20 protein-coding genes are annotated in these 23,389 nt (G+C 48.8%); 17 read left to right on the forward strand and 3 right to left on the reverse strand.

Features of this window, described 5'->3' with window-relative positions; genetic code table 11:
* Positions 1–180: 180 nt before the first annotated feature.
* Genes JWG39_RS12735 through JWG39_RS12755 form a run of 5 tightly spaced genes read left to right on the forward strand, consistent with a single transcriptional unit; the run spans position 181 to position 4,268 of the window.
* Complete coding sequence (locus JWG39_RS12735; protein WP_205219796.1) at positions 181–1,050, forward strand: menaquinone biosynthetic enzyme MqnA/MqnD family protein; 870 nt, start codon at positions 181–183, stop codon at positions 1,048–1,050.
* Positions 1,050–1,616 (forward strand): UbiX family flavin prenyltransferase, encoded by a 567-nt coding sequence (locus tag JWG39_RS12740; RefSeq protein WP_205219797.1) that lies wholly within the window; start codon positions 1,050–1,052, stop codon positions 1,614–1,616. The genes JWG39_RS12735 and JWG39_RS12740 overlap by 1 nt, the downstream gene beginning before the upstream one ends.
* On the forward strand, positions 1,616–2,491 hold the full coding sequence (locus tag JWG39_RS12745; protein WP_205219798.1) for a UbiA-like polyprenyltransferase: 876 nt from the start codon (positions 1,616–1,618) through the stop codon (positions 2,489–2,491). Before JWG39_RS12740 ends, JWG39_RS12745 begins: the two co-directional genes overlap by 1 nt.
* Entirely contained in the window at positions 2,491–3,378 is an 888-nt protein-coding gene (locus JWG39_RS12750; RefSeq protein ID WP_205219799.1) for a DUF3108 domain-containing protein, read from the forward strand. The genes JWG39_RS12745 and JWG39_RS12750 overlap by 1 nt, the downstream gene beginning before the upstream one ends.
* On the forward strand, positions 3,375–4,268 hold the full coding sequence (locus tag JWG39_RS12755) for a phosphoribosylaminoimidazolesuccinocarboxamide synthase (protein ID WP_205219800.1): 894 nt from the start codon (positions 3,375–3,377) through the stop codon (positions 4,266–4,268). The genes JWG39_RS12750 and JWG39_RS12755 overlap by 4 nt, the downstream gene beginning before the upstream one ends.
* Before the next feature lie 512 nt (positions 4,269–4,780).
* Here the strand turns inward: JWG39_RS12755 and cysS are convergent.
* The gene (cysS, locus tag JWG39_RS12760; protein ID WP_205219801.1) at positions 4,781–6,253 is read right to left on the reverse strand and encodes a cysteine--tRNA ligase; all 1,473 of its coding nucleotides are present in this window, start codon (positions 6,251–6,253) and stop codon (positions 4,781–4,783) included.
* A gap of 110 nt (positions 6,254–6,363) precedes the next feature.
* On the opposite strand from cysS, the gene JWG39_RS12765 reads away from it, so the two are divergent.
* Positions 6,364–7,956 (forward strand): AmpG family muropeptide MFS transporter, encoded by a 1,593-nt coding sequence (locus JWG39_RS12765; protein ID WP_205219802.1) that lies wholly within the window; start codon positions 6,364–6,366, stop codon positions 7,954–7,956.
* A 183-nt stretch (positions 7,957–8,139) separates the two neighbouring features.
* On the opposite strand, the gene JWG39_RS12770 is transcribed toward JWG39_RS12765, so the two are convergent.
* Both JWG39_RS12770 and JWG39_RS12775 read right to left on the reverse strand, forming a co-directional pair.
* Positions 8,140–8,601: a PGPGW domain-containing protein gene (locus tag JWG39_RS12770; RefSeq protein WP_205219803.1), complete on the reverse strand. Its 462-nt coding sequence runs from the start codon at positions 8,599–8,601 to the stop codon at positions 8,140–8,142.
* Position 8,602: 1 nt separating this feature from the next.
* Positions 8,603–11,941, reverse strand: a complete 3,339-nt coding sequence (locus JWG39_RS12775; RefSeq protein WP_205219804.1) for a DUF748 domain-containing protein — start codon at positions 11,939–11,941, stop codon at positions 8,603–8,605.
* Between the two features lie 799 nt (positions 11,942–12,740).
* Here JWG39_RS12775 and cdaA point away from each other — a divergent pair.
* The 11 genes from cdaA (at position 12,741) to prmC (ending at position 23,373) form a co-directional block, all read left to right on the forward strand.
* Positions 12,741–13,535, forward strand: coding sequence for a diadenylate cyclase CdaA (gene cdaA / locus JWG39_RS12780; protein ID WP_205219805.1), 795 nt, complete (start codon positions 12,741–12,743; stop codon positions 13,533–13,535).
* 1 nt (position 13,536) lies between these two features.
* The gene (locus JWG39_RS12785) at positions 13,537–14,607 is read left to right on the forward strand and encodes a CdaR family protein (protein WP_205219806.1); all 1,071 of its coding nucleotides are present in this window, start codon (positions 13,537–13,539) and stop codon (positions 14,605–14,607) included.
* Entirely contained in the window at positions 14,604–15,953 is a 1,350-nt protein-coding gene (gene glmM, locus JWG39_RS12790) for a phosphoglucosamine mutase (RefSeq protein ID WP_205219807.1), read from the forward strand. Before JWG39_RS12785 ends, glmM begins: the two co-directional genes overlap by 4 nt.
* Before the next feature lie 2 nt (positions 15,954–15,955).
* The gene (gene pth / locus JWG39_RS12795) at positions 15,956–16,552 is read left to right on the forward strand and encodes an aminoacyl-tRNA hydrolase (RefSeq protein ID WP_205219808.1); all 597 of its coding nucleotides are present in this window, start codon (positions 15,956–15,958) and stop codon (positions 16,550–16,552) included.
* A 306-nt stretch (positions 16,553–16,858) separates the two neighbouring features.
* Positions 16,859–17,338, forward strand: coding sequence for a CarD family transcriptional regulator (locus JWG39_RS12800; protein ID WP_338032217.1), 480 nt, complete (start codon positions 16,859–16,861; stop codon positions 17,336–17,338).
* A 65-nt stretch (positions 17,339–17,403) separates the two neighbouring features.
* Positions 17,404–18,384: an RluA family pseudouridine synthase gene (locus tag JWG39_RS12805; RefSeq protein WP_205219809.1), complete on the forward strand. Its 981-nt coding sequence runs from the start codon at positions 17,404–17,406 to the stop codon at positions 18,382–18,384.
* Positions 18,381–18,974, forward strand: a complete 594-nt coding sequence (coaE, locus tag JWG39_RS12810; protein ID WP_205219811.1) for a dephospho-CoA kinase — start codon at positions 18,381–18,383, stop codon at positions 18,972–18,974. The genes JWG39_RS12805 and coaE overlap by 4 nt, the downstream gene beginning before the upstream one ends.
* A 715-nt stretch (positions 18,975–19,689) precedes the next feature.
* Entirely contained in the window at positions 19,690–20,940 is a 1,251-nt protein-coding gene (gene rho / locus JWG39_RS12815) for a transcription termination factor Rho (RefSeq protein ID WP_205219812.1), read from the forward strand.
* A 143-nt stretch (positions 20,941–21,083) separates the two neighbouring features.
* Positions 21,084–21,314: a 50S ribosomal protein L31 gene (rpmE, locus tag JWG39_RS12820; RefSeq protein WP_205219814.1), complete on the forward strand. Its 231-nt coding sequence runs from the start codon at positions 21,084–21,086 to the stop codon at positions 21,312–21,314.
* Positions 21,315–21,421: 107 nt separating this feature from the next.
* The gene (gene prfA / locus JWG39_RS12825) at positions 21,422–22,498 is read left to right on the forward strand and encodes a peptide chain release factor 1 (protein WP_205219815.1); all 1,077 of its coding nucleotides are present in this window, start codon (positions 21,422–21,424) and stop codon (positions 22,496–22,498) included.
* Between the two features lie 11 nt (positions 22,499–22,509).
* Positions 22,510–23,373 carry a peptide chain release factor N(5)-glutamine methyltransferase gene (gene prmC / locus JWG39_RS12830; protein ID WP_205219816.1) on the forward strand — a complete coding sequence of 288 codons (864 nt, stop codon included), beginning with the start codon at positions 22,510–22,512 and terminating at the stop codon, positions 23,371–23,373.
* The last annotated feature ends 16 nt before the right edge of the window (positions 23,374–23,389 follow it).

Consider the following 23,389-nt stretch of genomic DNA (forward strand, 5'->3'; position numbering starts at 1 on the left):
GGGCGGGTGTCTTGGGGAAATTAGACGAATATGGTAGAATACAACCTGGTTGCAGGGGCCATTTAATACTTGTCAACTCGCTGGAAATTACGGCCTGTCGCAGTGGAGAAGAGCTTGAACGGGTGCTGGTCAGTATGGGGCGCCCGGAAACAATTATCCATCTTTGAAGAGTCGGAGAACATGACGAATGATAATAGAGCGGGCGGAGAGCCCGCTGCACGGATCGGCATGGTGAATTATCTCAATGTTGCACCAATTTACGAAACGTGGAAAGAGAGCGTAAATCAACCGGAATGGGAGATTGTTGAAGATCATCCTTCAGGGTTGAACAGGCGCCTCCTTGAGGGGAGTATCGACCTCGGTTTTGTTTCAAGCTATGCCTGTGGACTCAATCCGGAAAAATATCTCATCCTGCCGGGACTTTCTATCTCGGCCAATGGCGCTGTCGGCTCCGTTTTTCTTTTTTCCCACGTTCCTTTTGAACAGCTTGGCGGGGCGCAGATACTGCTTACCGCTCAGTCTGCCACCTCGATTGCGCTGGTGAAGGTTATTCTTGAAAAGTTCATAAAAGTGAAACCGAAATATACATCGGGTAATATCATGGAACTGGAAAATGAGCACGACTATCAGGCCGTGCTCGCCATCGGGGATGATGCTCTCAAGCTGGTGGACGGTTCCGATTATCTCTATCAGTTTGACCTTGGTGATATCTGGAAACGGGAGACAGAGCTGCCCTTTGTCTTTGCTGTTTTTGCCGTGCGCCGTGAGTTCGCCGAAGAACAGCCGGAGCTTCTGCATCGTATCCACAAGGAACTGGTCCGCTGTTGTGATGATGGCCGCAGGGCGCTGCCACGAATCTGTGAGCTTGCAGGACCTCGTGTTCCCATTACTCAGAGCAAATGTGTGGAGTATCTCAAGGGAATTGAATATGACCTTTCTGCAAGGAAGAGAACGGCACTTGAAACATTTTTCTCCATCCTTATTACACAGGGGGAACTGCCAAAAGAGGCGCTGCCTCTGCAGTTCTTCTGCTGGGATCAGGATAAATAATGTCTGCTGATTCTCCCTTTGTCCTTGGCATAACCGGTGCAACAGGGATGCTTTTTCTACACGCTTTCCTTAAGGTTGCCCGTGAAGAAAACATATCCCTGCATGCCATTATTTCCCAGGCTGGTCGACGGGTACTTGAACTGGAGAGCGGTGTTGAAGCTGAGGCGCTGCCGGGTATTGAGCGCTGGTTTGCTGCAGACGATTTCGCGGCAACGCCCTCTTCAGGGTCGAGCTGTTACCGCGGCATGGTAATTCTTCCCTGCACGATGGGGACCCTTGCCGCAGTAGCCAGTGGTTTTTCCATTAACCTCATCCACCGTGCCGCTGCCGTTGCCCTGAAAGAGCGGCGTCGCCTTGTTCTCGCCGTTCGCGAAACCCCCCTTGGACGAGCTCATTTACAGAACATGCTGACTGCTCACGATGCCGGGGCCATCATTTGTCCAACCATGCCGAGTTACTATCTTAAGCCCGCATCCCTCGAAGAGGCGGCAGAAACATGGGCCTGGCGGCTCCTTGATCAGCTTGATCCAGAGCTTGAAATTACCGGCAGGAGGCGCTGGAAGTAATGAATTTTGTGTCATTCAAAAAGAAGATTGAGATTTTGCTGGAGATGATCAAGTTTAAGTTGACGATCTTTGCCCTGCCTTTCGCTTTCATGGGAGCAATGCTTGCTGCCAACGGTCTGCCTTCCCTGCGCACTGCTTTCTACATCCTGCTTGCCATGGTTGGCGCACGTACCTGCGCCATGGGGTTCAATCGTATTGTCGACCAGCACTTCGATGCTGCCAACCCCCGTACCGCCAGTCGTGCACTGCCAGCTGGTGAGGTGAAGTCCTCTGAGGCCTGGGCCATGATTATTATTGCGGGCCTTCTCTTCTTTTTCGCCTGCTGGAATCTCAACAACCTTACCTTGACACTCTCTCCGCTGGCCCTCGGGTTAACGCTTTTTTATTCACTCACCAAACGTTTCACTGTTCTGTGTCATGTCGTGCTCGGTGCAGCTCTCGCTTTTTCCCCTCTCGGCGGCTGGGTTGCAGTCAGCGGAAGCCTGAGCGGCTACCCTGCAGTGCTCTCTTTAGCTGTCCTTTTCTGGGTTGCAGGTTTTGATACCATCTATGCCTGTCTCGACGCTGATTTTGACCGCAATGCCGGACTGCACTCCCTGCCGTCTGTCCTGGGACGTCGCCGCGCCTTCCGGCTTGCCGGCCTCTTTCACCTTTTTGCCTTTATCTTTTTTGGACTGACCGGAGTGCACTGTGGTCTTAACTGGGCGTATTATGTTGGCCTTGCCCTCGCCGCCGGAGCACTTCTTAATCAGCATCGCCTTGTCCGGCCCAATGATCTTGCCAATATCCAGGCATCTTTTTTCTCTATGAACGGTTTTATCAGTGTGGTGCTTTTCACGGCCACGTTCACCGCGCTCTATCTCAATAAATTGTAATGAAAATTATTGTTTTTGCGGTTTTCCTGCTTGCCCTCGCTCTTCCTGTTACGGTTTCCGCCGATGAGGCTGCCTCTGTAACTCGTGAAGCAGAGGGGCTTGACGCTTTTCCTCTGGGAAAAATTCTTCCGCAGCTTGTCGCTGCGGGTTACTCGGGGAATGAACATCTGCACTATGATGTCTCGTGGAGTGGCGGGGTAAAGGCAGGGGAGCTGGATATGAAGATCACCGCTCTTGACGATGTGAAGGATGGTTACAAAATTGATGTCCATGTTACCACGAAAGGGAGCCTTATTGATCTTGCATATCCCATCCGCGACCGCCATATTACGTTATTAAAAGGTGCTGAGAAGCTTCCTTTCAGATCGGATCTATGGCAGAAAGAGGGCCGCAGTTACCGGGCACATCGAGAAATGATCTATGATCAGGAGAAGCATCGGGTGGTCTACTTTAAAAATGGGAAACAGCAGGGCGACTGGCATCTCAAGGGGCCTGCAAATAACGAATTTACCTCTTTTTTAAACAGTCGACTGATGGACTTTGTGGTAAATAAACCCTTTATTGTTCCTACTTTTGCGGATAAAAAACGGGTTGCTGTAAAGGTAACCCCTCTAAAAAAAGAAAAGATGGAAACCCTGCTCGGGAAGGTTAACACGGTGGTGATTATGCCCCGACTCACCTTCAAAGGGCTGTATGAGAAGCAGGGGGATACGGTTATCTGGTATACTGCGGACCACTGTCGTGTTCCGGTACAGGTCAATTCAAAAATAAAAATAGGCTCGCTGACCGCGCGCCTGAGTGGATATGAAAATCCCGCCTGTGATCTCTATCCCGGGCGATATGAACAGAATACAAGACCATACAAAAGAAAGGAGAGTATGAAATGACACAATCCGTTGAACTTGCAGGACTCACTCATGTACACAGCGGTAAGGTGCGCGATATGTATGCCATCCCAGGCCACGATGACAAACTGCTGATGGTCGCTTCTGACCGTATCTCGGCTTATGACGTCATCATGACCGATCCCATTCCTTCCAAGGGAAAAGTGTTGACCGCACTTTCACTTTTCTGGTTTGATCTCCTCGGCGATATTATTGAAAATCACCTGATTACCGCCAACGTGGATGAAATGCCGGAAGTCTGTCATCAGTATAAGGAATATCTGCAGGGACGTTCCATGCTGGTGAAAAAAAGTAACCCGCTGCCGATTGAGTGTATTGTGCGTGGCTATATTTCCGGATCTTTCTGGAAAGCCTACCAGAAAAATACTACTGTCTGCGGATTTCAAATGCCTGAGGGTTTGAAGGAGTCTGACAAACTTCCGCTGGTGATTTTCACTCCTTCCACCAAGGCGCAACTCGGGAGCCATGATGAGAATATCTCCCTTGAACGGCTTGAGGAAATTGTCGGAGCGGAAAAAGCCAGGCGGTTGTCTGAGATCAGTATTGCTCTGTATACCCGTGCCGCTGATTATGCCCGCTCCAAAGGAATTATTATCGCTGATACCAAGTTCGAGATAGGTGAGGTGGATGGCACGTTGATTCTGATTGATGAGGTACTTACTCCTGACTCTTCCCGCTTCTGGCCAGCGGATGATTATCAGCCGGGCCGTTCGCAGGCAAGTTTTGATAAACAGTTCCTGCGTGACTACCTCTCAACCCTTGACTGGGACAAAGAGCCGCCGCCGCCGGTACTCTCCGCCGATATTCTCAGCAAAACGAAGGCCCGTTATGAAGAGGCTGTTGAGAAGATTACCGGTAAAAAGCTCGTTTGATGTTTTAATACCATTTACATTTTGTATTGACCAGATAACGCAACTGCGTAGACATCTTTTTTGGCGATTGCGAATGAGTACTAATTCGTGTTTATCCGTGGTTTACCAGGAGCATGAGAACAGACCCTGCTCCAGATGGATCGATAAGCAGAAACAATACATTGCCACAATACTCATGTAGTTTGCTACCACGGAAAACACGGAAGGACACGGAAAACATCAATTACCTCAAAGCAATCACAAGGGCATTCTCTTATGGTTTTTTCAGTAATAATTCGTGTTTATTCGTGTCCATTCGTGGTTCCTTTTGTCGTTTGTAACTACGAATGGATAAACAGGATGCAAAACGGGTTACAACTTAATAGGAATGGTATAAGACGAAAGAGTAACTTGAAGAACCTTGCAGATGGGTGATTGTTCGATGTTCCATGAAGAAAAAAGGCGCCACTCCCTGTTGCAGGGGTGGCGCCTTTTTTATGAAAAATATCTCTGGAAACGTGGTATGGAATTCCTTATTTTGGACTCCAGGTGGTGCCGTCAACGTTATCTTTGAGAACAACCCCCTGGTTCAGGAGTTCATCCCGAATTTCATCGCTTTTTGCCCAGTCTTTTGCAATGCGGGCAGCAAGGCGTTCTTTGATCTTTGCCTCAATCTCCTCCGTACTGATTTTTATTCCGGCTGAACGTTCACTTTCCCGTGCCTGCAGCCAGGTGACAGGATCCGCCTGCAACAGGCCCATGACTGTGGCGAGTTTTCGCATCTTATCCATGCAACCACAGATTTTCTGTACGTCGGAGGCCAGCGGTGTTTCAGGGAGAGAGCGCAGTGCTTTGCCGAGACTCTTACTGGTATCAAAGAATATTCCCTGTGCCTGGGCAGTGTTGAAATCGTTGTCCATGGCTTCGAGAAAACGCTGCTCAAGGGTTTTCATTCTTTGCCATACCTTGTCAGTGATGGCACTTTTACCTTTTTTAATTACCGGGCGTGAAGCCAGCGCATCGCAGTCGGCGGCGGTGTGATAAAGCCGTTCCAGTCCGCTGGAGGCCTCTTTCAGAGCTGTTTCGGAGAAGTCGAGAGGATTGCGGTATTGCGTTGAAAAGACAAAAAAGCGCAATACTTCAGGGTCGTAATTCTCACGAACGTCTCGGATGGTAAGAAAGTTGCCGAGTGATTTCGACATTTTCTCATCCTTGATGGTAACAAAGCCGTGATGAATCCACAGATTGGCAAACGGTTTGTGGTTTGCCCCTTCACTCTGGGCGATTTCATTTTCATGGTGGGGGAAGATCAGATCCTGTCCGCCACCGTGGATATCAAAGGTCTCGCCCAGATATTTTCGGCTCATGGCGGAGCATTCAATATGCCAGCCCGGTCGTCCGGGACCCCAGGGGCTTTCCCAGCTTGGTTCTCCGGGTTTTGCTCCCTTCCACAGGACAAAATCAAGGGGATTTCTCTTCTGCTCGTTCACTGCAATGCGTGCTCCAGCACGCATATCTTCAATATTTCTGCCGGAGAGCTTGCCATATCCCGAGAAGCTTTCTACAGCATAGTAAACGTCGCCACCAGCGGGATAGGCTTTGCCCTGTTCCACCAGTTCGGCGATGAGCTGGATCATCTCCTGCACGTTCTCAGTAGCCCGTGGTTCGAAGGTGGGGCGGTCGGCTCCCAGTCCGTCCATATCGGTGTAAAACTCTTTGATAAAACGCTCGGCGAGCTCGTGAGGTGTGGTCTGCTGTTCAGCTGCACGGGCAATAATCTTATCGTCTATATCTGTGAAGTTTCGTACAAATGTAACCTTATATCCGCGATGACGCAGATATTTTACCACCATGTCAAACACCAGCGTGGAGCGGGCGTGTCCGATATGACAGTAATCGTAGGAGGTTATGCCGCAGACGTAGATTTTAACGTGACCGGGTTCGATGGGAGTGAGAAGTTCTTTTTTTCCACTGAGAGTGTTATGAATACGGATAGTGTTTTCCATGGATTTGCCAGATGATTTTTCGTGGAGGTTGGTGTAATTTCTGCGATTTGTGTAAACCCTCTAAAATACCCGCAAACCTCGGAAATTACAAGACAGCGAGAGAGAAGATAATGATGCGTAAGGTGAAAACAGACGGCAGGGCCGGAGTGATGAAAAACTGGCTGCGGCGGGAAGCGTGGGCGATGCTCTTTCTTGGTTTTTCGGCGGGACTTCCTATCCTGCTTATCTTTTCAACGCTGTCTGTCTGGTTGAGAGAGGCTGGAGTGGAAAAGTCGTCCGTGACCTTTTTTTCCTGGGCAGCTCTGGGATATTCTTTTAAATTCCTCTGGGCGCCGCTGGTGGATTTATTGCCGCTGCCGGTGCTCACCGCCCGTCTCGGACGCAGGCGGGCATGGATGCTCATCGCGCAGTTTGCGGTAGCTTTTTCTATTGTCGGCATGTCGTTTATCAATCCGCAGGATGGCAGACAGCTCTCTCTTGTGATGATGGCCTTCGCCGCGGTGGCGCTCGGCTTCTCTTCCGCCACCCAGGATATTGTCATTGATGCCTACCGCATAGAGTCTGCAGAGGCTTCTCTGCAGGCTTTTCTCTCCTCCATGTATATCGCCGGATACCGTATTGGCATGATTGCTGCCGGTGCCGGCTCACTTTTCCTTGCCGACAGCCTTGGCACCAGTGCTGCTCATTATGATTATGGATCCTGGCAGGTTACCTATCTTGCCATGGCGGCGTTGATGGGGGTTGGGGTCTGTACCACTTTATGTATCCCGGAACCCGTCGTGGAAAGGTCAGTGCAAAACAAATTCGGGGCCGGAGAGTATCGACAAATTATTATTTTCTTTCTGATCTGTGTTTCTGTTTTTGCCGTTTCCTTTTTTTACGGAGGTGCTCTGCTGAAGGATGCCGTCTCTTTTGAGCGGGGAGTTGCACAATTTCTTTTTGAGGCCCTGCGCTTTGCGTTCAGTCTTCTTCTCGCCAGCGGAGCTGCGATGATGTTGATTCGTCTTGGAGTTATAAAAAAGGAGATGGTGAGGCACAGTTATGTTGACCCGGTTCTCGACTTTTTCACTCGTTATGGTACAAGAGTTGCTCTAATTCTACTGCTGCTCATTGGCTTCTACCGTCTTTCAGATATAGTGCTCGGGGTTATTTCTAACGTTTTTTACCTTGATATGGGGTACAGCAAAACACAGATTGCTACGGCAGCTAAAACCTTCGGTCTGCTCATGACACTGCTTGGAGGTTTCCTCGGTGGTCTGCTTACCCTTCGTTATGGGGTGTACGCTATCCTTATGCTCGGCGCGGTGCTTTCTTCACTGACCAATCTGCTCTTTATGCTGCTCGCTTCAGTTGATGCTCAGATTGCCTTTCTCACTTCTTTTTTCGGGGCTGATTTTGCGGCTGCTTTTCAAAGTGTGGAGCTTTATGCGGTTATCGGGGCGGATAATCTTGCAGCAGGAATTGCCACCACCGCCTTTGTTGCTTTCCTCTCCAGCCTGACCGGGGTTTCTTTTACTGCAGTGCAGTATGCGATCTTCAGTTCCCTGATGACGCTGATTCCCAAAGTCGTCGGAGGGTATTCAGGAACTCTTGTCGAGGGTTTCGGCTACAGCGGATTTTTCCTCAGTACTGCAGTAATGGGTGTTCCGGTAATCCTGCTCGTCTGGCTGGTGAAAAAAATGATAGAAAAGGGTGCGGTGTAAAAGTTTTGGCTTTGAGATTGAGCGTTGTTTCTGACACTCTAAGGGGTATCTTGAATAATCTTGTATTTCGTTCATATTCAAGGCACAGGAGAAAATTTACCGGAGCTATATGTTTGATATCGCGAGGATAAATTTTTGACTGTAACGAAGAAGATGGGCGAAAGACTGATTATTCAAGGTTCCCTAAGGTAAAGGTGGCGTAATTTTACCGCCCCGCTGATTATCACCGCGACAGCGGGGTGGCCAGCGAAATTCACTCCTGCCTGTTTTTCGCCGAATCCAGTTGAGACTGTTGCGCAGAGCGGGACGGGTAAGCAGGCCGAGCAGCAGTCTCTGTTTGCCGGGAAAGGAGAGGAGTATAAGGCCGAGGATGATGGTGAGAAGGCCCTGGCCGGGGAGAAAGAGCATGGCGATACCGGCGATTACGAGTAGAGCTCCAAGGGTATTTTTAATGAGAAGGAGAACGAGACCGGGTCTGGCTGGCTGATGCCTGCGGACGACTATGAGAAAATAGTCCTGTGGCATGTGCGCGATCATTGCCGGGATCAACAGAAGGCTGAGCAGAAACGTTATCAGCGAAGCAATTGCGAGGAAGGAAAAGAAAGGAGCTGCTGAAGCAACAAGCTTGAGAAGGGTTTCCTGCATGTTATTTTATCTCCTGCGAAATGGCTGCGCTCTTTTCCCGGATAAAAATATGCACTGCGGGACTGCTTTCGATCAACATGTCCGCTGACTCAATTTTGATTCTTGCGATCGCACTTTCACCTTTGAGCAGCGTTTGCAGTGCCTCTGCTACAACAGCGCACCGTTTTTGTGCGAGGGCTTTAATAAGTCTGTCGGTTACCTTCACCTGTTTTACCGCCTTTCCTTTCAACTTTTTACGGAGCTGCTTCAGCAGCGCCTCATTATCTTTCGTATTGCTGGCGGAGGAGGTCAAGACGAGAATAATATTTGGATAAGCCCTCAATAAATCAGCATAACTGGCGATCAGCGAGGCACCTTCGGCACCAATTTCGCTCTTGCCGGGTGCAAAAAGAATGGATGGCTGTGTTGCAATATTTTGAAACTCTGGTGCAGCCATCAGCAGGGGGGCTGCTTCGCCGCGCAGAAGCTTTTGCTGCAGGTCCTGCAGGATAAAACTGATAAGGGAATCTTTTTCTGCTTTTTCTCTTGAAAAGTTGAACATTATTTTGAAGTTTTTTTCGTCATCGTTGAGCAGTGCAATTGCTGTTGCGGTCTTACTTAACGGGTCGAGGGCTTTCAGCCCATGCAGGAGAAGAGAGCCCTGGCTGCCTGCTGTACCATCCATCCACCGGGTATTCATTTCAAGGGAGGCCACGCCGGAGCTGCCACGTATCAGCCCGCCTTCTCCTATCTGATTTTTAAAAAGAGAGAGAGGAATCTGATCGGCAACGAAGGCAAGGCGTGAGTCCTGTTGCGGGTGCACAGTATTGGTTGTTCCCTTGAGGGAAAATTTGCCTTCATCAAGAATGCCGGTAAAACGAATTTTACTGCTTCCCCCAGGGAGAAAAGGTGCTATCTCCCCCGAAAATCCACTGACAATGGCCTTCCACGGAGGCATCGTCCGGCTGTCTGAGATGACCAGGTTTCCCTGCTGCAGCTTGAGACTGTTCACCTTCTGAAGAGAAGAGGGAAGGGCGTCAAGGGCAAAACTGCGCAACTCTGCACCTCTCTTCAGAGGTGGAGAATCCGTGGAAAAATTGAGGGGTATTGAGGGTTGAAGAATATTGACCATGCCGACTTTCATTTTTTCGCGGTGTTCAGAATCATGACGCTGATAGAGGACTTCCTCTGCCGTAAGTTTTTTCCAGCGTATCAGAGGTGTGTTTGTCTTGTTGACGAGAGCTCCGTCGGTAATGAAAAGTTTTCCTTTGTATCTGAAATCCGGTAATGAAATGAACCCCCGTCCGGAAAGAGTCCCGGTTACGGCAGGCTGATTTGGTTTTCGTGTTGAAGTAAGAAAAGCCAGTTCGTGTTCGAGCTGAAAATCTTTAAAGTCAATTCCACTGGAAAGCGTAAAGGGCCAGAATCCAATTTTCCCCCGTCCCTCAACGGTGGCGCTTTCAAGAGGGGCTCGGCCGTCACGAAGAATTGCATGGTAACGGATGTTCATTTGTCTCGGCCAGCCGTTCCCTTGGATGGAGGGATCTTCATCCAGGGTGAAGTGGACTCTGGAAAAGTTCCAGTGGCAGGGTGTGTCTTTTCGCTTGAGGTGCAGATCAAGGTCACCTTGATAATGCAGGGCCTGCAGGGAAAATGGTGGCGGAACAGAGAGCAGAATCTGTGTGGTCAGCGGTATATCATCCGGAGAGAGGGTTACGTTTGCGTGTTGCAGATTGACGGTGCCGAGTTGTATCGGGACGGAGCGGGTATCGATGGGGCCGATGTCTGTTCTGCCTGCTGTCAGTCTGAGAGCCTTTCCACCGAGCAGGGGGGAATCGAAGAAACTGCTGAGGTCCCCGGGACCCCTCAGGTTTTCTGCAACAAGCCAGGCATTGTGAATCTCCGGAATTCCCGCTCGGTGATACGGTGCGACAAGACCGCGCAGAGAGAAGTTGAAGAACCTCTTACCACCAATTTTCCTTGCAATCTTCACATCGCGGGTGGCTGTGAGATCAAAATTTCCCGAGGCTGTAGAGGGGGCATCCGCTTTATGGCAGGTATCGGCGAACAGGTTTTCAGCATTGAGAGAAATATCTTTCCACCTGTCGGCATGTGTTTCTCCCTGAAGAAGCAGTGTTCCCCTGCTGAGTTTAAATTGTTTGACCACAAGGGTGAAAATGTTGGTCTCCGGGATAATGTTGTTGCTGTTTCCCGATGTTCCGGTTGAGGCTGCTTTTCCTGGAGTGGGAAAAAGTGCATGCATATAAAACCCGGCATCCGGCAGAGAAGCGGTGATATCGGGGCTGAAGAGGCTGGCCTTTTCCAGGGTCAGTGTGTTGGCGATTGAGTTATAATTGCCGATCAGCTGCGCCGTGTGAAGACTGATTTTCTCAACTCCTTCACGGGCGGTCAGAGTGAGATCTGCAGCGTTGACAGCAAATATAAGATTGAGGGTTCGGTGGTTGTCGGTATCAGGTGAATGGAAGGCTATCTCCACTGTACCGTTGAGAATACCGCTCGACACATGAAAAGGGATTTGTCGGGGAATAAATTTATCATATTTTGCAATATCGAAATTGTGAATACGGGTGCTTAATACAGCGTTTTCTCCTTTCCCCCTGCTTTGAATCTCCACCGGGGTCCCATCGACGACCGCAGAGAAGGCGGGGGTAACGTAGCGGGGGAGTTCCCAGTTAAAATTGGAGATGGTTGGCAGATGCAGGGAGATCTGATCGACGCTGTGGGTTTGGCCGCTCGGTATATCTGAAAAAAGCAGGCTTGAGTTCTCAATCTCAATGTTATTCAGGGAGAAGTAGAACGGCAGCTCGGAGAAGTCCATGATCTCGTAATCACGATTGCGCCCATACGTGTGCAGGAGAGATCCCATATTATACAGGCCATTTTTCCGATGGCGAATATCCATATCTGCCTGCAGTACCTGGATGTCTCGGCAGACCCATTCGGCACGGAGAAGCGGCAGCGGTGAGAGTCGTGTTTTTACCTCGCGAATGGTAAGAAGGGGAACCTGTCCTTTTTCTGAGAGTACGAGATTGTTCCCGGTGAAGGTGAAAGTCCATGGATTAAAGGTGAGTTTCCCGGTGGTGAGGGTGAGTCCGGTGGACTGCTGCATTCGATCAACAGCAATATTTTTAAAGAGAGCAGGGATGCCAAACCAGCCAACGACAGTATAAAGAGAGAGAAAAACGATGAGACAGGACGTCCACAGGAAAAGCCTTCCGCTTGAATTCTTTCGGTGGCTGTCCTTCCAGTCTGATACCCGTTCATCTCCTCTCTTTTCAACTGGAACAAAAAGGGAGGGAGGGGAAGATTTTTTTTCTCGTTCGACTTTTTTTTCTTTCACGGGGTCTCTGGTACGTTATGGGACTGTATTGTATAGAATGTAACCGGGATACATTCAAGGCGGTACGGTGATGATCTTCCTGGTGAAGCAATCATTGTCAGGTTCCCAAAATACTGCATTGCAGGTATTCTGGGAACATTTCTGTTGTCTGTGCCCTGAGGGGGGAAACCTTCTTACTGTAAAGATACAGAGATACAGCCAAAAAAGAAGAGAGAAGAAAATTTCACTTCCAATAAACCAAAATTCTGCGTAAAATATATCCATGGGTTCCTTGAAACAGCCTGCATTCGTTCATATTCGAGGCTCAAAAAAAATTTACCAACAGTAGGGTCCCTTGAATAATCTTGTATTTCGTTCATATTCGAGGCACAGGAGAAAATTTACCGGAGCTATATATTTGATATCGGAGTCTGGCGCTTACCTGCGAGGATAAATTTTTGACTGTAACGAAGAAGATGGGCGAAAGACTGGTTATTCAAGACACCCATGGGTACTTCTGAAGTTCCCGCTGTTCAGCGCAGGGATGTAGAGAGTAAACGCCGAAGGCTTCAACGTATTTTTCTTTTCTAAGGACAGGACATGCCCGGTCAGCCTGTGAAGTGAACGGTGCGGTAAAACCGTTAATAACAGGTCCCCCCGCTGAAATGACTTACACAGAAAACGCGTGATCACCGCAGGTTTTTTCCCCTGGGGTGATATCTTCAGGGTACCTTGAATCAGGTATTTGAATTTCCGCTAAATTTAGAACAGACGCCATGGCGTCTTCTCACTATTAACGTTTTCCTCCCGGGCAGGAAGCATGTTGCTGGAACATTTCTCTTATATCAGATGGCAGGACATTCTTGATATCCTGGTCGTCGCCATCGTTATCTATCAGTTGATCTCTATCATTCGGGGCACCCGTTCCGTGCAGATGGTTGCCGGTCTCGGTGTGTTGACGGTGATTTATTTTCTCGCCAGTGTTCTTGATCTCTCCACGCTCAAGTGGATAATGCAAACTTTCCTCAGTTCCATCTTTATCATAATTATAATTGTCTTTCAGCACGACATTCGTCGTGCGCTGTCACAGGTTGGCAAGTCGCCGTTTCACCATCATAAGGATGTTGCTGTCCGTGAACTGGATGAAATTGTGCGAGCGCTGTTTTACCTTTCAAAACGTCGTATCGGCGCATTGATTGTCGTTGAAAAGGATGTTGGTCTGGGTGACTTCATCGAATCTGGATTTGAACTTGATGCACGGCTTTTCAAGGAGTTGCTGATTTCAATTTTCATGCCGGTTTCGCCTCTTCATGACGGGGCGGTGATTATCCGTGACGGACGAATTCTACATGCAGGCTGTATTCTGCCACTGACTCAGAATCCATATATCAACAAAAAATATGGGACAAGACACCGTGCAGCTCTCGGACTCTCGGAGGAGACTGATGCAGTAGTGCTGGTGGTCTCTGAAGAAACACAGGAGATATCCATTGTTCGTCATGGGACCCTGACGACGATCGAGGATGAAATTCAGCTTGCCACTCACCTGAAAAATACCCTCTCAGGACGCGGCACTGTCAGTACAACCGGGTTGAAAAGCTGGTTTGGGAGATAAAATGGCCCCTGTGAAAAAGAACAGCATGTACGGGAAACGTTTTCTTAAGTTCATCTCTCACGACTGGCTGTTGCGCCTTGCCTCACTGTTTCTTGCCGTCATTCTCTGGTATTTTCTTGGTGGCGAAGATCGTATTGATAAAAACATCATGGCTCCGGTGGAGATTATTAATCTGCCGCAGAATCTGGTGATTTCCAATCAGTACAAGCGTGAACTGGAGGTTACTCTGAGCGGGCCGCGTTCAGCCCTTGCCGAGTTGTCCCAAAGCGGGGTTACGCGGGTTATTGACCTGACGGAGGCACAACCCGGATCCATGGTTGTGAACAACACCAGCAATTCGATAGATGTCCCGCGAGGGCTGACCGTGCAGCGTATTCAACCCTCTTCAATTATCCTCTCACTCGACAAACTGGTGCACAAGGAGTTTCCTATCCAGGCACGAACCTTCAACAAGGTAATGAGTGGATTCTATCTTGAATCAGAACATATCAGCCCGGAAATGATTTCAATCACGGCCTCGCAGACTGCGTTGCAGCGGATTGAGAAACTTTATACAAAGCAGATTGACCTGACCGGGATGAAATCCTCTGTCAGTCTGCAGGTCCCTCTCGAACTTTCACCGGAGTTTACTGACCTGATTGGCGAAACTTCGGTTACTGTCAACCTGCGTGTTCTGCCGAATTCGAAGAATATCACTCTCAGAAATGTAACGGTTCATGCAAGTACAGGCGGGGAAGGCGTTGAGGTGTATCCACCTGCAGTGGATATGGTCGTTGCCATTCCTGAATGCTACCTTAATGAGGGACGCAAACCTGCCAGTCTGCTGACCGCTGCGGCAATTGGAGAGGCAGGACAGGATGAACTTGCGGTGAAGGTGGTTCCGGCAAAGGACGTTACGCTGCCTCTCGAGGTCATCTCTATTACTCCTGAGAACGTTAAGGTTGTCCCTGCCGATGTTGTCGGTCCTCCAGGTGAAGATGTAACAGGCCAGGAGGATGGAATCTTAAAGAACATCCCGTTTCTCCGTCCGGATAAAAAGAAAAAGAGAGTGAAAGAGAGCGAAAAAAAATGAGAAAACTGTTTGGAACCGACGGAATCCGAGGAGTGGCAAATACCTACCCCATGACAACTGAGATCGCCATGCAGGTGGGGAGGGCTATCGCTTTTATAGTGCGGGAAGAGAATCGACGTCGACGGATTGTTATCGGCAAGGATACCCGCCAGTCCTGTTATATGCTGGAAAATGCGCTTGCTGCCGGAATCTGCTCCATGGGCGTGGATGTATTGCAGGTAGGGCCGTTGCCAACGCCGGGCATTGCCTTTATCACGACTTCCATGCGTGCTGATGCGGGTGTGGTGATCTCCGCTTCACACAATCCTTTTCAGGATAATGGTATCAAAATTTTTTCCAGTGATGGTTTCAAGCTTCCTGATGCGGTTGAGATGGAAATTGAGGAACTGATATTTTCTCAGAAAATGTCAGCGCTGTGTCCGGTTGCCGATGAAGTTGGCATGGCCAGACGCATTGATGATGCCTGTGGCCGTTATATTGTGTTTCTCAAGTATGTCTTTCCCAAAAATTGTACTTTGGATGGGGTGCACATTGTCCTCGACTGTGCCAATGGAGCAACCTACAAGGTCGCTCCTCACGTCTTTGAAGAACTTGGTGCAAAGGTAACTGCCCTGGCCGTACATCCTAATGGACGGAATATCAACGATGAGTGTGGTGCGCTTTACCCTCAGAAAATGGCGGCTGCTGTCAGGGAGCTGGGGGCTGATATCGGTCTTGCGCTGGATGGTGATGGCGACCGGCTGATTGTCTGTGATGAGCATGGTGAGATCGTTGACGGGGATCATATCATGGCTGTTTGTGCCAATGATCTGATGAAGCGGCACAAGCTCAACAAAAACACCCTTGTTACCACGGTAATGTCGAACCTCGGGCTGGAAGTGGCAATGAAGGAGATGGGAGGGGGGCTGGTGAGAACCGCTGTCGGTGACCGTTATGTTGTGGAAGAGATGCGGCGCGGTGGCTATTCTTTTGGTGGTGAACAGTCCGGTCATCTCGTTTTTCTGGATGAAATTACCACGGGTGACGGTATTCTCGCCGCACTGCAGCTCCTTGCTGTTATGCAGAAGCAGGGAAAACCACTCTCTGAACTGGCAAAAATCATGACCAGCATGCCGCAGGTTCTGAAAAATGTCCGCATCTCAAGAAAAATGGATGTAAAGACCCTCCCTGGACTCAGTGCAGCTGTTGCGCTTCTCGAAACTGAGCTTGGCGAACGCGGCCGTATACTTATTCGTTCTTCCGGGACGGAGCCACTCATTCGGGTTATGGTGGAAGGGGAAGATGAAACACATATTAATGGTGTTGCTGATGACCTCTGTACTCTTGTTGAGAAGGCTGGCAATTGAATATGGCGATGAAACGGGAAGTTCTTGTTGTTGGTCTTGGTAATCCTGGAGCGGAGTATGAAAACACCCGTCATAATGCAGGTTTTAATTGTGTTGATGATCTCTCCAATCGGTTTCACTGTGGTATGTGGAAAGAAAAGTGGAATGCCCTTTACTGCGAAGCCACCCCTGGTGGGAACCGTCTTTTTTTTGTAAAACCTCTTACATATATGAATCGCAGCGGGGACGCCGTCTGCCGTTTCACCTCTTTTTTTAAAATTTCTCCTGAGAACATGCTGGTCATTCATGATGACCTCGATATGAATCCCGGGCGGATCAAACTGGTACAGGGTGGCGGGCACGGTGGTCATAATGGCATTAAATCGCTGGTTGACCGTATTGGCAGTCGCGATTTCTTCAGGCTTAAGATTGGTATCGGTCGACCGGGCCGGGGAGGGGTACATCCTGACTTTCCTGTGGAGAAATATGTTCTCAGTTTGCTGACTGATCAGGAGCATCTGATCTTCGATGCGAGAAAAGAACCAATTTTTTCAGGTGTTAAACAAATTCTTGCCGGAGATGTCGCCCGTGCGAAAAATACTCTCAACAGTCTCAAGTAGAAAAGTACGGCAAAAAGCCGACTTTTATGTTATATTGTCCTCTTAATGTGGAACCGGTTGTGATTTGTACAATCTCTCTGTCGCGCTCTTTCCCTTCCTTTTTTCCGTTCAGCCGAGAGTATTCTCAGACGGTAGAACTTTACAGAAAAACTGCAAATCAAATGTCCGTCTCTTCTGTTGACAGTGTCTTGTACAGGGTCGCATTTTAGTTTTTGCTGCTTTGCGGTCTGGGCATTGTTGTACTGCCCTACCCAATTTCGGGGCGCCGGTTCTCTCATACCCTTGTAATCCATAAAGGAGATTCCTGTGTTTGCAAAAGGCGATATGGCTGTGTATCCGGCCCATGGTGTTGGTGTCATCAAAGATATTGAAACGAAACATGTTGCCGGAGCTGATCACTTGTTCTACGTCCTTGAGATTCTTGAGAACAGAATGAGAATTATGATTCCCACGAATAGCAGCAAAAAAGTTGGATTGCGTGCTATTGTCGGCAAAGACGAAGTCGCTGGTATCTTTGCCATTCTCTCTGAAAAAGATGTTGAGCTGGGGACTCAGACATGGAACCGTCGTTACCGCGAGTATATGGAAAAAATCAAGACCGGTTCTGTGCGGGAAGTAGCTGTTGTTCTTCGTGACCTCTTTTTACTCAGCGTTGACAAAGATCTCAGTTACGGTGAGCGGAAAATGCTTGATACTGCCCGTAACCTGCTGGTCAAAGAGCTTTCCCTTGCTCAGGACGTTAAAGAAGACGAGGTGAGTAAAGATATTGAAGCTATCTTTTCCTGATTTTTTATCTCTGAGGTGAAGCCTCCCGCTCTGTGTGGCGGGGGCTTCACCATCTATTTTTTCCCATGAATGATTACAGTGCTTCACGTGTTACCGTATCAACACCAGGCCCTGGCTCAGGTTCACTTTGTGTAAATTCTCCTGTTGCAGGAATGCGGCTTGACCAGTTTCTTGTGCTCAAATTCCCTGAACATTCGCGAAGTGTGCTGTCAACGGCTATTCGCGAGGGATGGGTTCTGGTGGACTTACTGACCAAAAAAACCAGCTACCGCCTGAAGACGGGGGAACAGGTTGTTTTTGATTTCCCTGCGCTGACGTCCTCCCCCGGAAAATTACTGGCAGAACCGATTGATTTCCCTGTTCTCTTCGAGGATGAATATCTGCTTTTCCTTTCCAAACCTCCCGGCCTGGTTGTTCACCCCGGCAGTGGCAATCCGAAGGGGACGCTTGTTAATGGCCTGCTGCATTACTGTGAGCAGATCAGTACGGCGGGAAATCCCGATCGTCCGGGTATTGTTCACCGTCTTGACAAGGACACCTCTGGAGTTATGGTGGTCGCCAAGACCCCTGAAACCCACCGGGAGCTCTCCACTCTCTTTAAAAACCACCAGTTACAGAAAATATATCTTGCCATTGTTTGCGGGATTCCTTCACAGGAGAAGGGACGGGTTGTCGCTCCCATTGGCCGACATCCGGTGCGCAGGCAGAAAATGGCTCTGGTGTCGCAGGGTGGCAGATATGCAGCCAGTAACTGGGAGTTAGAGGAAACTTTTAGTGGATTTTCTCTTCTGCGGGTTGAAATTGAGACTGGCCGTACCCACCAGATTCGTGTTCACCTTGAAGGTGAGGGATTTCCGGTTGCTGGAGATCAGGTCTACGGCGGCAGCCGCAGACAGCGGAGAGCAGAACTCTTCCCGCGCCAGATGCTCCACGCCTCAACCCTTATCCTTACCCATCCTGTTACTGGAGAGACGTTACATATTACTGCACCTCTCTGGCCGGATTTTCAAAAAACATTGACACAACTCCGGAGTGAAATGAAATGATGATCGCAGTGACCGGTGGCCTTGGCAGTGGCAAGAGCACCATCGCACGGATTCTCGCTGCATTACTGCCCGCAGTTTTTATTTCAAGTGACGCCGTCTGCAGACGGGAACTGACCCCCGGCCATGAAGGTTTTGACCAGTTTGTCTGTGGGGAGGGGAAAAGATTTCTCGAAAAAGATGGCAGCCTCAACCGTCCAGCACTCAGCAGGGCGGTTTTTGCTGACAGTGGCCTGCGTGAAAAACTTGAGGCAATTCTCCACCCCATCGTTCGTAAAAGGATAGCAGAGGCCGCTCCTGCGGCAGGCTTTCTGGTGGCGGAGGTTCCTCTTGTTTATGAATCTGGCTGGCAGGGTGATTTCTCGACAACAGTCTGTGTTAGAAATCGTCTGGATTTAACAATCTGCCGTGTAGCGCAGCGTGATTTTCGCAGTGATGAAGAAATCCGAAATATTATGTCTGCCCAGATGTCACCCGTGGAGAAAGAGCGATTGGCAGATTTTTGTATTGATAACTCAGATACCTTTTGCAGTACCTTCGAACAGGTTTCATTCCTTGCCCTGCAATTAAAAGGAATCCTGAATAAAATGTAAAGTTGAGAAAAAAGGAATGGGGGGCATTTTCTTCGATTTTTTATTTTGTTGCGTTGTAATTTAAAAAAAAGCCTTGACACAGTTAAATGTTCAATTTATAAAACCTCAAATAACATCTTACAACCTTGCTCTACGATATTTTATTCCAAATAAAGGTTGCTTGTTCCTGCCATTCACCATTCCAGTACAGTTTGTTTTTCTCACCAATTTCATGATGAAAGTGAAACTGGTCACAAGGGTACCTTGGATACTCTTGTATTTCGTTCATCTTCGAGGCACAGAAGGAAATTTACCGCCCATAACTTTGATATCGGAGTCTGGCGCTTACCTCCGAGGATAAATTTTTTAGTGTAACGAAGAAAACAGGCGAAAGACTGGTTATTCAAGATACCCGCAATTCATTATTGATAGCCAGGCACCTCAACTGGAAGTAACACCGACAGTAGTCAAAACTGCAGGCGAAGGTCTCTGCTGAAAATCTCTTCAGACCAGTTTTTTCCCTATGTGCTTCCAATGTTGCGTATTCAAAGAGCCCTGCAATTTTTTGTGATATCATTTTGTGGCTGTAAAATCTTTGTTACATGCCGTGGATTTGATGTAACCACCTGATAAATCAAATAAATAAGTATTCCGTTTGTCGAAATTCCGGAAAGAATATTCATTTCTATTTAATATCTTTTACCATCCTCCCACCTGAAAAAGGAGAAGTACATCCATGAATCTGGCAGAGCTTAAACTGCTGAAAATCGGCGAACTGGTTCAGTTCGCCCGAGAGCACAAGGTCGAAAATTACAACTCAATGAGTAAGCAGGAGCTTATCTTTGCTATTCTCAAGGCACAATCTTCCAAAGATGGACAAATCCGAGGCAGTGGTGTCCTGGAAGTTTTGCCCGATGGTTTTGGATTTCTCCGTGCTCCTGATTACAACTATCTTCCCGGTCCGGATGATATTTATGTCTCTCCCTCACAGATTCGTCGATTGAGTCTGCGTACTGGAGATACGGTGGAGGGTCTGGTTCGTGCTCCCAAAGAAGGGGAACGCTACTTTGCTCTTCTCAAAGTTGACAGCATCAATTTTGATCCTCCCGAGGCTGCTAAATCAAAGACACTTTTTCAAAATCTCACTGCTCTTCATCCTAACAAGGCCTTCAAACTTGAATGGCAGCCGGACAATATGTCCATGCGCATCATGGATCTCTTTGCCCCCATCGGCAAGGGGCAACGTGGTCTTATTGTTGCTCCGCCGCGTACGGGGAAAACAGTGCTGATGCAGAAGATTGCCAATTCAATTGTGCGCAATCACAAAGAGGTCTATCTCATTGTCCTGCTCATTGATGAACGGCCGGAGGAGGTTACCGAGATGCTGCGCAGTGTAAAAACTGCCGAGGTTGTCAGTTCCACGTTTGATGAATTACCTCAGCGGCACATTCAGGTCGCGGAGATGGTTATTGAGAAAGCAAGACGTCTGGTTGAGCACAAACGGGATGTTGTGATTTTACTTGACAGTATTACCCGTCTTGCACGTGCCTACAATACGGTTACCCCTGCGAGTGGCAAGATTCTTTCGGGTGGGGTGGAGGCCAGCGCACTGCATCGGCCCAAACGTTTTTTTGGTGCTGCACGGAATATTGAAGAGGGCGGTAGTTTAACCATTATTGCAACGGCGCTTGTCGAGACCGGAAGTAAGATGGACGATGTCATTTTCGAGGAATTCAAGGGAACTGGCAACATGGAACTGGTGCTCGATCGAAAAATGGCAGAAAAACGTATTTTTCCGGCGATTGATTTGAGACGCAGCGGTACTCGTAAAGAAGATCTGCTGCTGGCTCCGGATGTACTCAACCGTATCTGGATTCTGCGAAAATTGCTCAGTTCCATGAATCCGGCAGACAGTATGGATTTTCTCCTTGATAAACTCAAGTCGGCCAAAACCAACGTTGATTTTATTGAATCCATGACTGGTTAAGGAGAAGACATAAAAAAGGATCTTGAAATATTCCTTCATCATGGTAATATATGGGGTCATATTTTTGAGAAGATGCGTGGATCTGGGCTGTAGAGTTCCTGTCCACGGATAATACCGTCACAATGCATGTTGGAGGAAGTACAATGAAAGAAGGTATCCATCCGGAATATCATAAAATCACGGCTGTATGTGCCTGTGGGAATGAAGTCGAGCTTGGTTCTGTTATGAAAGATATGAAGGTTGAGATCTGCTCTGCCTGTCATCCTTTCTACACCGGTAAACAGAAGCTGGTTGATACTGCGGGACGGATTGAGAAATTCAAACAGCGTTATGCAAAGCACTTCGCACAAAAGGAAGAACAAAAAAAAGAGTGATGCCTTTTCTTTTTTTTTTCGTCTGATTGATCTCAATGTCCACGTGGATGGCGGATGCCGTTTCGTGGACATTTTCTTTTTTTCCCTCCGGAACCTGCCTTCTACTCATGTCTCTTTTTGATAAATTTACCAATATCGATGAAAAGATTTCTGTGCTGGAAGGACGCCTTTCTGACCCCTCCCTCGTCAGTAATCAGAAAGAGTATCAAAAGGTGGTGTCTGAACACACCCATCTCTCCAGAATCAATGTAATATACGGTAAATACTGCTCTGTTCTCAGAGAGCTGGAAGAGAACAGGGTACTGGCTCATGATGAGTCTGAAGATGCCGAGTTGCGTGAGATGGCCCGAGCGGAACTGGAGGAGTTGGAAATACAGCGTGTCTCCCTGGAGCGTGATTTGAAGATCATTCTTCTGCCGAAGGATCCAAACGATGAGAGGAATATTTTTCTTGAGATTCGTGCGGGGACCGGCGGAGATGAGGCTGCACTTTTTGCAGGGGATCTCTTTCGCATGTACAGCCGTTTTGCCGAATCTCAGGGCTGGCATGTAGAGGTGGTAAGCACCAATCCCATTGGTATTGGCGGCTTCAAGGAGATTATCAGCCTTATTCGTGGAGATAAGGTCTACTCCAAACTTAAATATGAGCGCGGGGTGCATCGGGTTCAGCGTGTTCCGGAAACGGAGACTCAGGGGCGTATCCATACCTCGGCGGTCACTGTGGCTGTACTCCCGGAGGCCGATGAGGTTGACGCCCATATTGACATGAATGAGTTGAAGTTTGATGTTTTCCGCTCTTCCGGGCCGGGCGGCCAGTCGGTGAACACCACCGATTCTGCAGTGCGTATTACCCATCTGCCTACAGGACTGGTGGTGACCTGCCAGGATGAAAAATCTCAGCACAAAAATAAGGCCAAGGCGCTCACCGTTCTGCGTGCCCGACTTCTTGACAAGATTGAGCAGGAGCACCACAACCTCATCAGTGAGCAGCGCAGGAGTCAAGTCGGCAGTGGCGATCGCAGTGAACGCATTCGCACCTATAACTTTCCCCAGGGACGGATGACCGACCACCGTATTAATCTTACCCTTTATAAGCTTGATGCCATTATCAACGGGAAACTTGAAGATGTTATCTATCCCCTTATCGCTGAGGACCAGGCAGCGCAGCTCAAAGCGCTGGAGTAACGGCTCATTCCATGCGTTATTCTGAGTTATGGGCCAGGGGCAGCGAGAGACTTGCTGCTGACGGTATTGTTGAGGCTGAGTTTGATGCCCGGCTTCTGCTTGAGGCTGCATCCGGCATGAACTATACCGCGCTTCTCCTTGCTGCCAATACTGAGGCCGATCCAACTGCAGCCGGAAGTTACCAGAAAATGCTGGCTCGTCGTCTGCTCCGGGAACCCGTCGCCTATATTGTTGGTGAACAGGAGTTCTGGTCGCATCCTTTCCACGTTACTCCCTCTGTTCTTATTCCCCGTCCCGAAACAGAATTCCTCATTGAACAGGTGCTGCAGCTGGCCTCACCGGTAAATCTTGCCGGTAATGTCCTTGACCTGTGCACAGGCAGTGGTGCAATCGCCGTGGTACTCGGCCTTGAGCTGCCGCAGACTGCGACACTTTTTGCCAGTGATATTTCTGCCGCTGCCCTTGCGGTTGCTGTTGAGAACAGTTCTCGCCATTTACCAGTAAACCGGGTATCTTTTTTGCGGGGAAATTTGCTGGAACCCATTGCGGGTAACAGCCTCTCGCTTGTTATCTCTAATCCCCCCTATGTTTTGCGCCACGAAGTCGAATGCGAAATTGAACCCGATGTACGTGATTACGAGCCCCATCTTGCCCTTGACGGTGGAGAGGACGGGCTTGACCTTATTCGACAGATTCTTCTCCATCTGCGCCGCGTGCTCAAGGCTGATGGAGAGTTCTTCATGGAATTTGGGTCAGGGCAGGGGAATGCCGTGCGAGAACTCTTTGCCACAGATTTTGACCATGTTCAGATATATCAGGATTACGCCGGACATGATCGTGTTCTGCACGCACGCCTTGCTCCTCAACCACCATAAAAGAACCGGAAAGAAA

Origin of the sequence: Desulforhopalus vacuolatus, from assembly GCF_016918505.1 — a bacterium.
Lineage (GTDB): Bacteria > Desulfobacterota > Desulfobulbia > Desulfobulbales > Desulfocapsaceae > Desulforhopalus > Desulforhopalus vacuolatus.

Coding starts and splice junctions, on each gene's coding strand:
- rho (WP_205219812.1), top strand. CDS start 19,690: ATGAATCTGGCAGAGCTTAAACTGCTGAAAATCGGCGAACTGGTTCAG.
- prmC (WP_205219816.1), top strand. CDS start 22,510: ATGCGTTATTCTGAGTTATGGGCCAGGGGCAGCGAGAGACTTGCTGCT.
- JWG39_RS12745 (WP_205219798.1), top strand. CDS start 1,616: ATGAATTTTGTGTCATTCAAAAAGAAGATTGAGATTTTGCTGGAGATG.
- prfA (WP_205219815.1), top strand. CDS start 21,422: ATGTCTCTTTTTGATAAATTTACCAATATCGATGAAAAGATTTCTGTG.
- JWG39_RS12785 (WP_205219806.1), top strand. CDS start 13,537: ATGGCCCCTGTGAAAAAGAACAGCATGTACGGGAAACGTTTTCTTAAG.
- JWG39_RS12740 (WP_205219797.1), top strand. CDS start 1,050: ATGTCTGCTGATTCTCCCTTTGTCCTTGGCATAACCGGTGCAACAGGG.
- JWG39_RS12770 (WP_205219803.1), bottom strand. CDS start 8,601: ATGCAGGAAACCCTTCTCAAGCTTGTTGCTTCAGCAGCTCCTTTCTTT.
- JWG39_RS12755 (WP_205219800.1), top strand. CDS start 3,375: ATGACACAATCCGTTGAACTTGCAGGACTCACTCATGTACACAGCGGT.
- glmM (WP_205219807.1), top strand. CDS start 14,604: ATGAGAAAACTGTTTGGAACCGACGGAATCCGAGGAGTGGCAAATACC.
- JWG39_RS12765 (WP_205219802.1), top strand. CDS start 6,364: ATGATGCGTAAGGTGAAAACAGACGGCAGGGCCGGAGTGATGAAAAAC.
- JWG39_RS12805 (WP_205219809.1), top strand. CDS start 17,404: ATGAATGATTACAGTGCTTCACGTGTTACCGTATCAACACCAGGCCCT.
- JWG39_RS12750 (WP_205219799.1), top strand. CDS start 2,491: ATGAAAATTATTGTTTTTGCGGTTTTCCTGCTTGCCCTCGCTCTTCCT.
- rpmE (WP_205219814.1), top strand. CDS start 21,084: ATGAAAGAAGGTATCCATCCGGAATATCATAAAATCACGGCTGTATGT.
- pth (WP_205219808.1), top strand. CDS start 15,956: ATGGCGATGAAACGGGAAGTTCTTGTTGTTGGTCTTGGTAATCCTGGA.
- JWG39_RS12735 (WP_205219796.1), top strand. CDS start 181: ATGACGAATGATAATAGAGCGGGCGGAGAGCCCGCTGCACGGATCGGC.
- cysS (WP_205219801.1), bottom strand. CDS start 6,253: ATGGAAAACACTATCCGTATTCATAACACTCTCAGTGGAAAAAAAGAA.
- coaE (WP_205219811.1), top strand. CDS start 18,381: ATGATGATCGCAGTGACCGGTGGCCTTGGCAGTGGCAAGAGCACCATC.
- cdaA (WP_205219805.1), top strand. CDS start 12,741: ATGTTGCTGGAACATTTCTCTTATATCAGATGGCAGGACATTCTTGAT.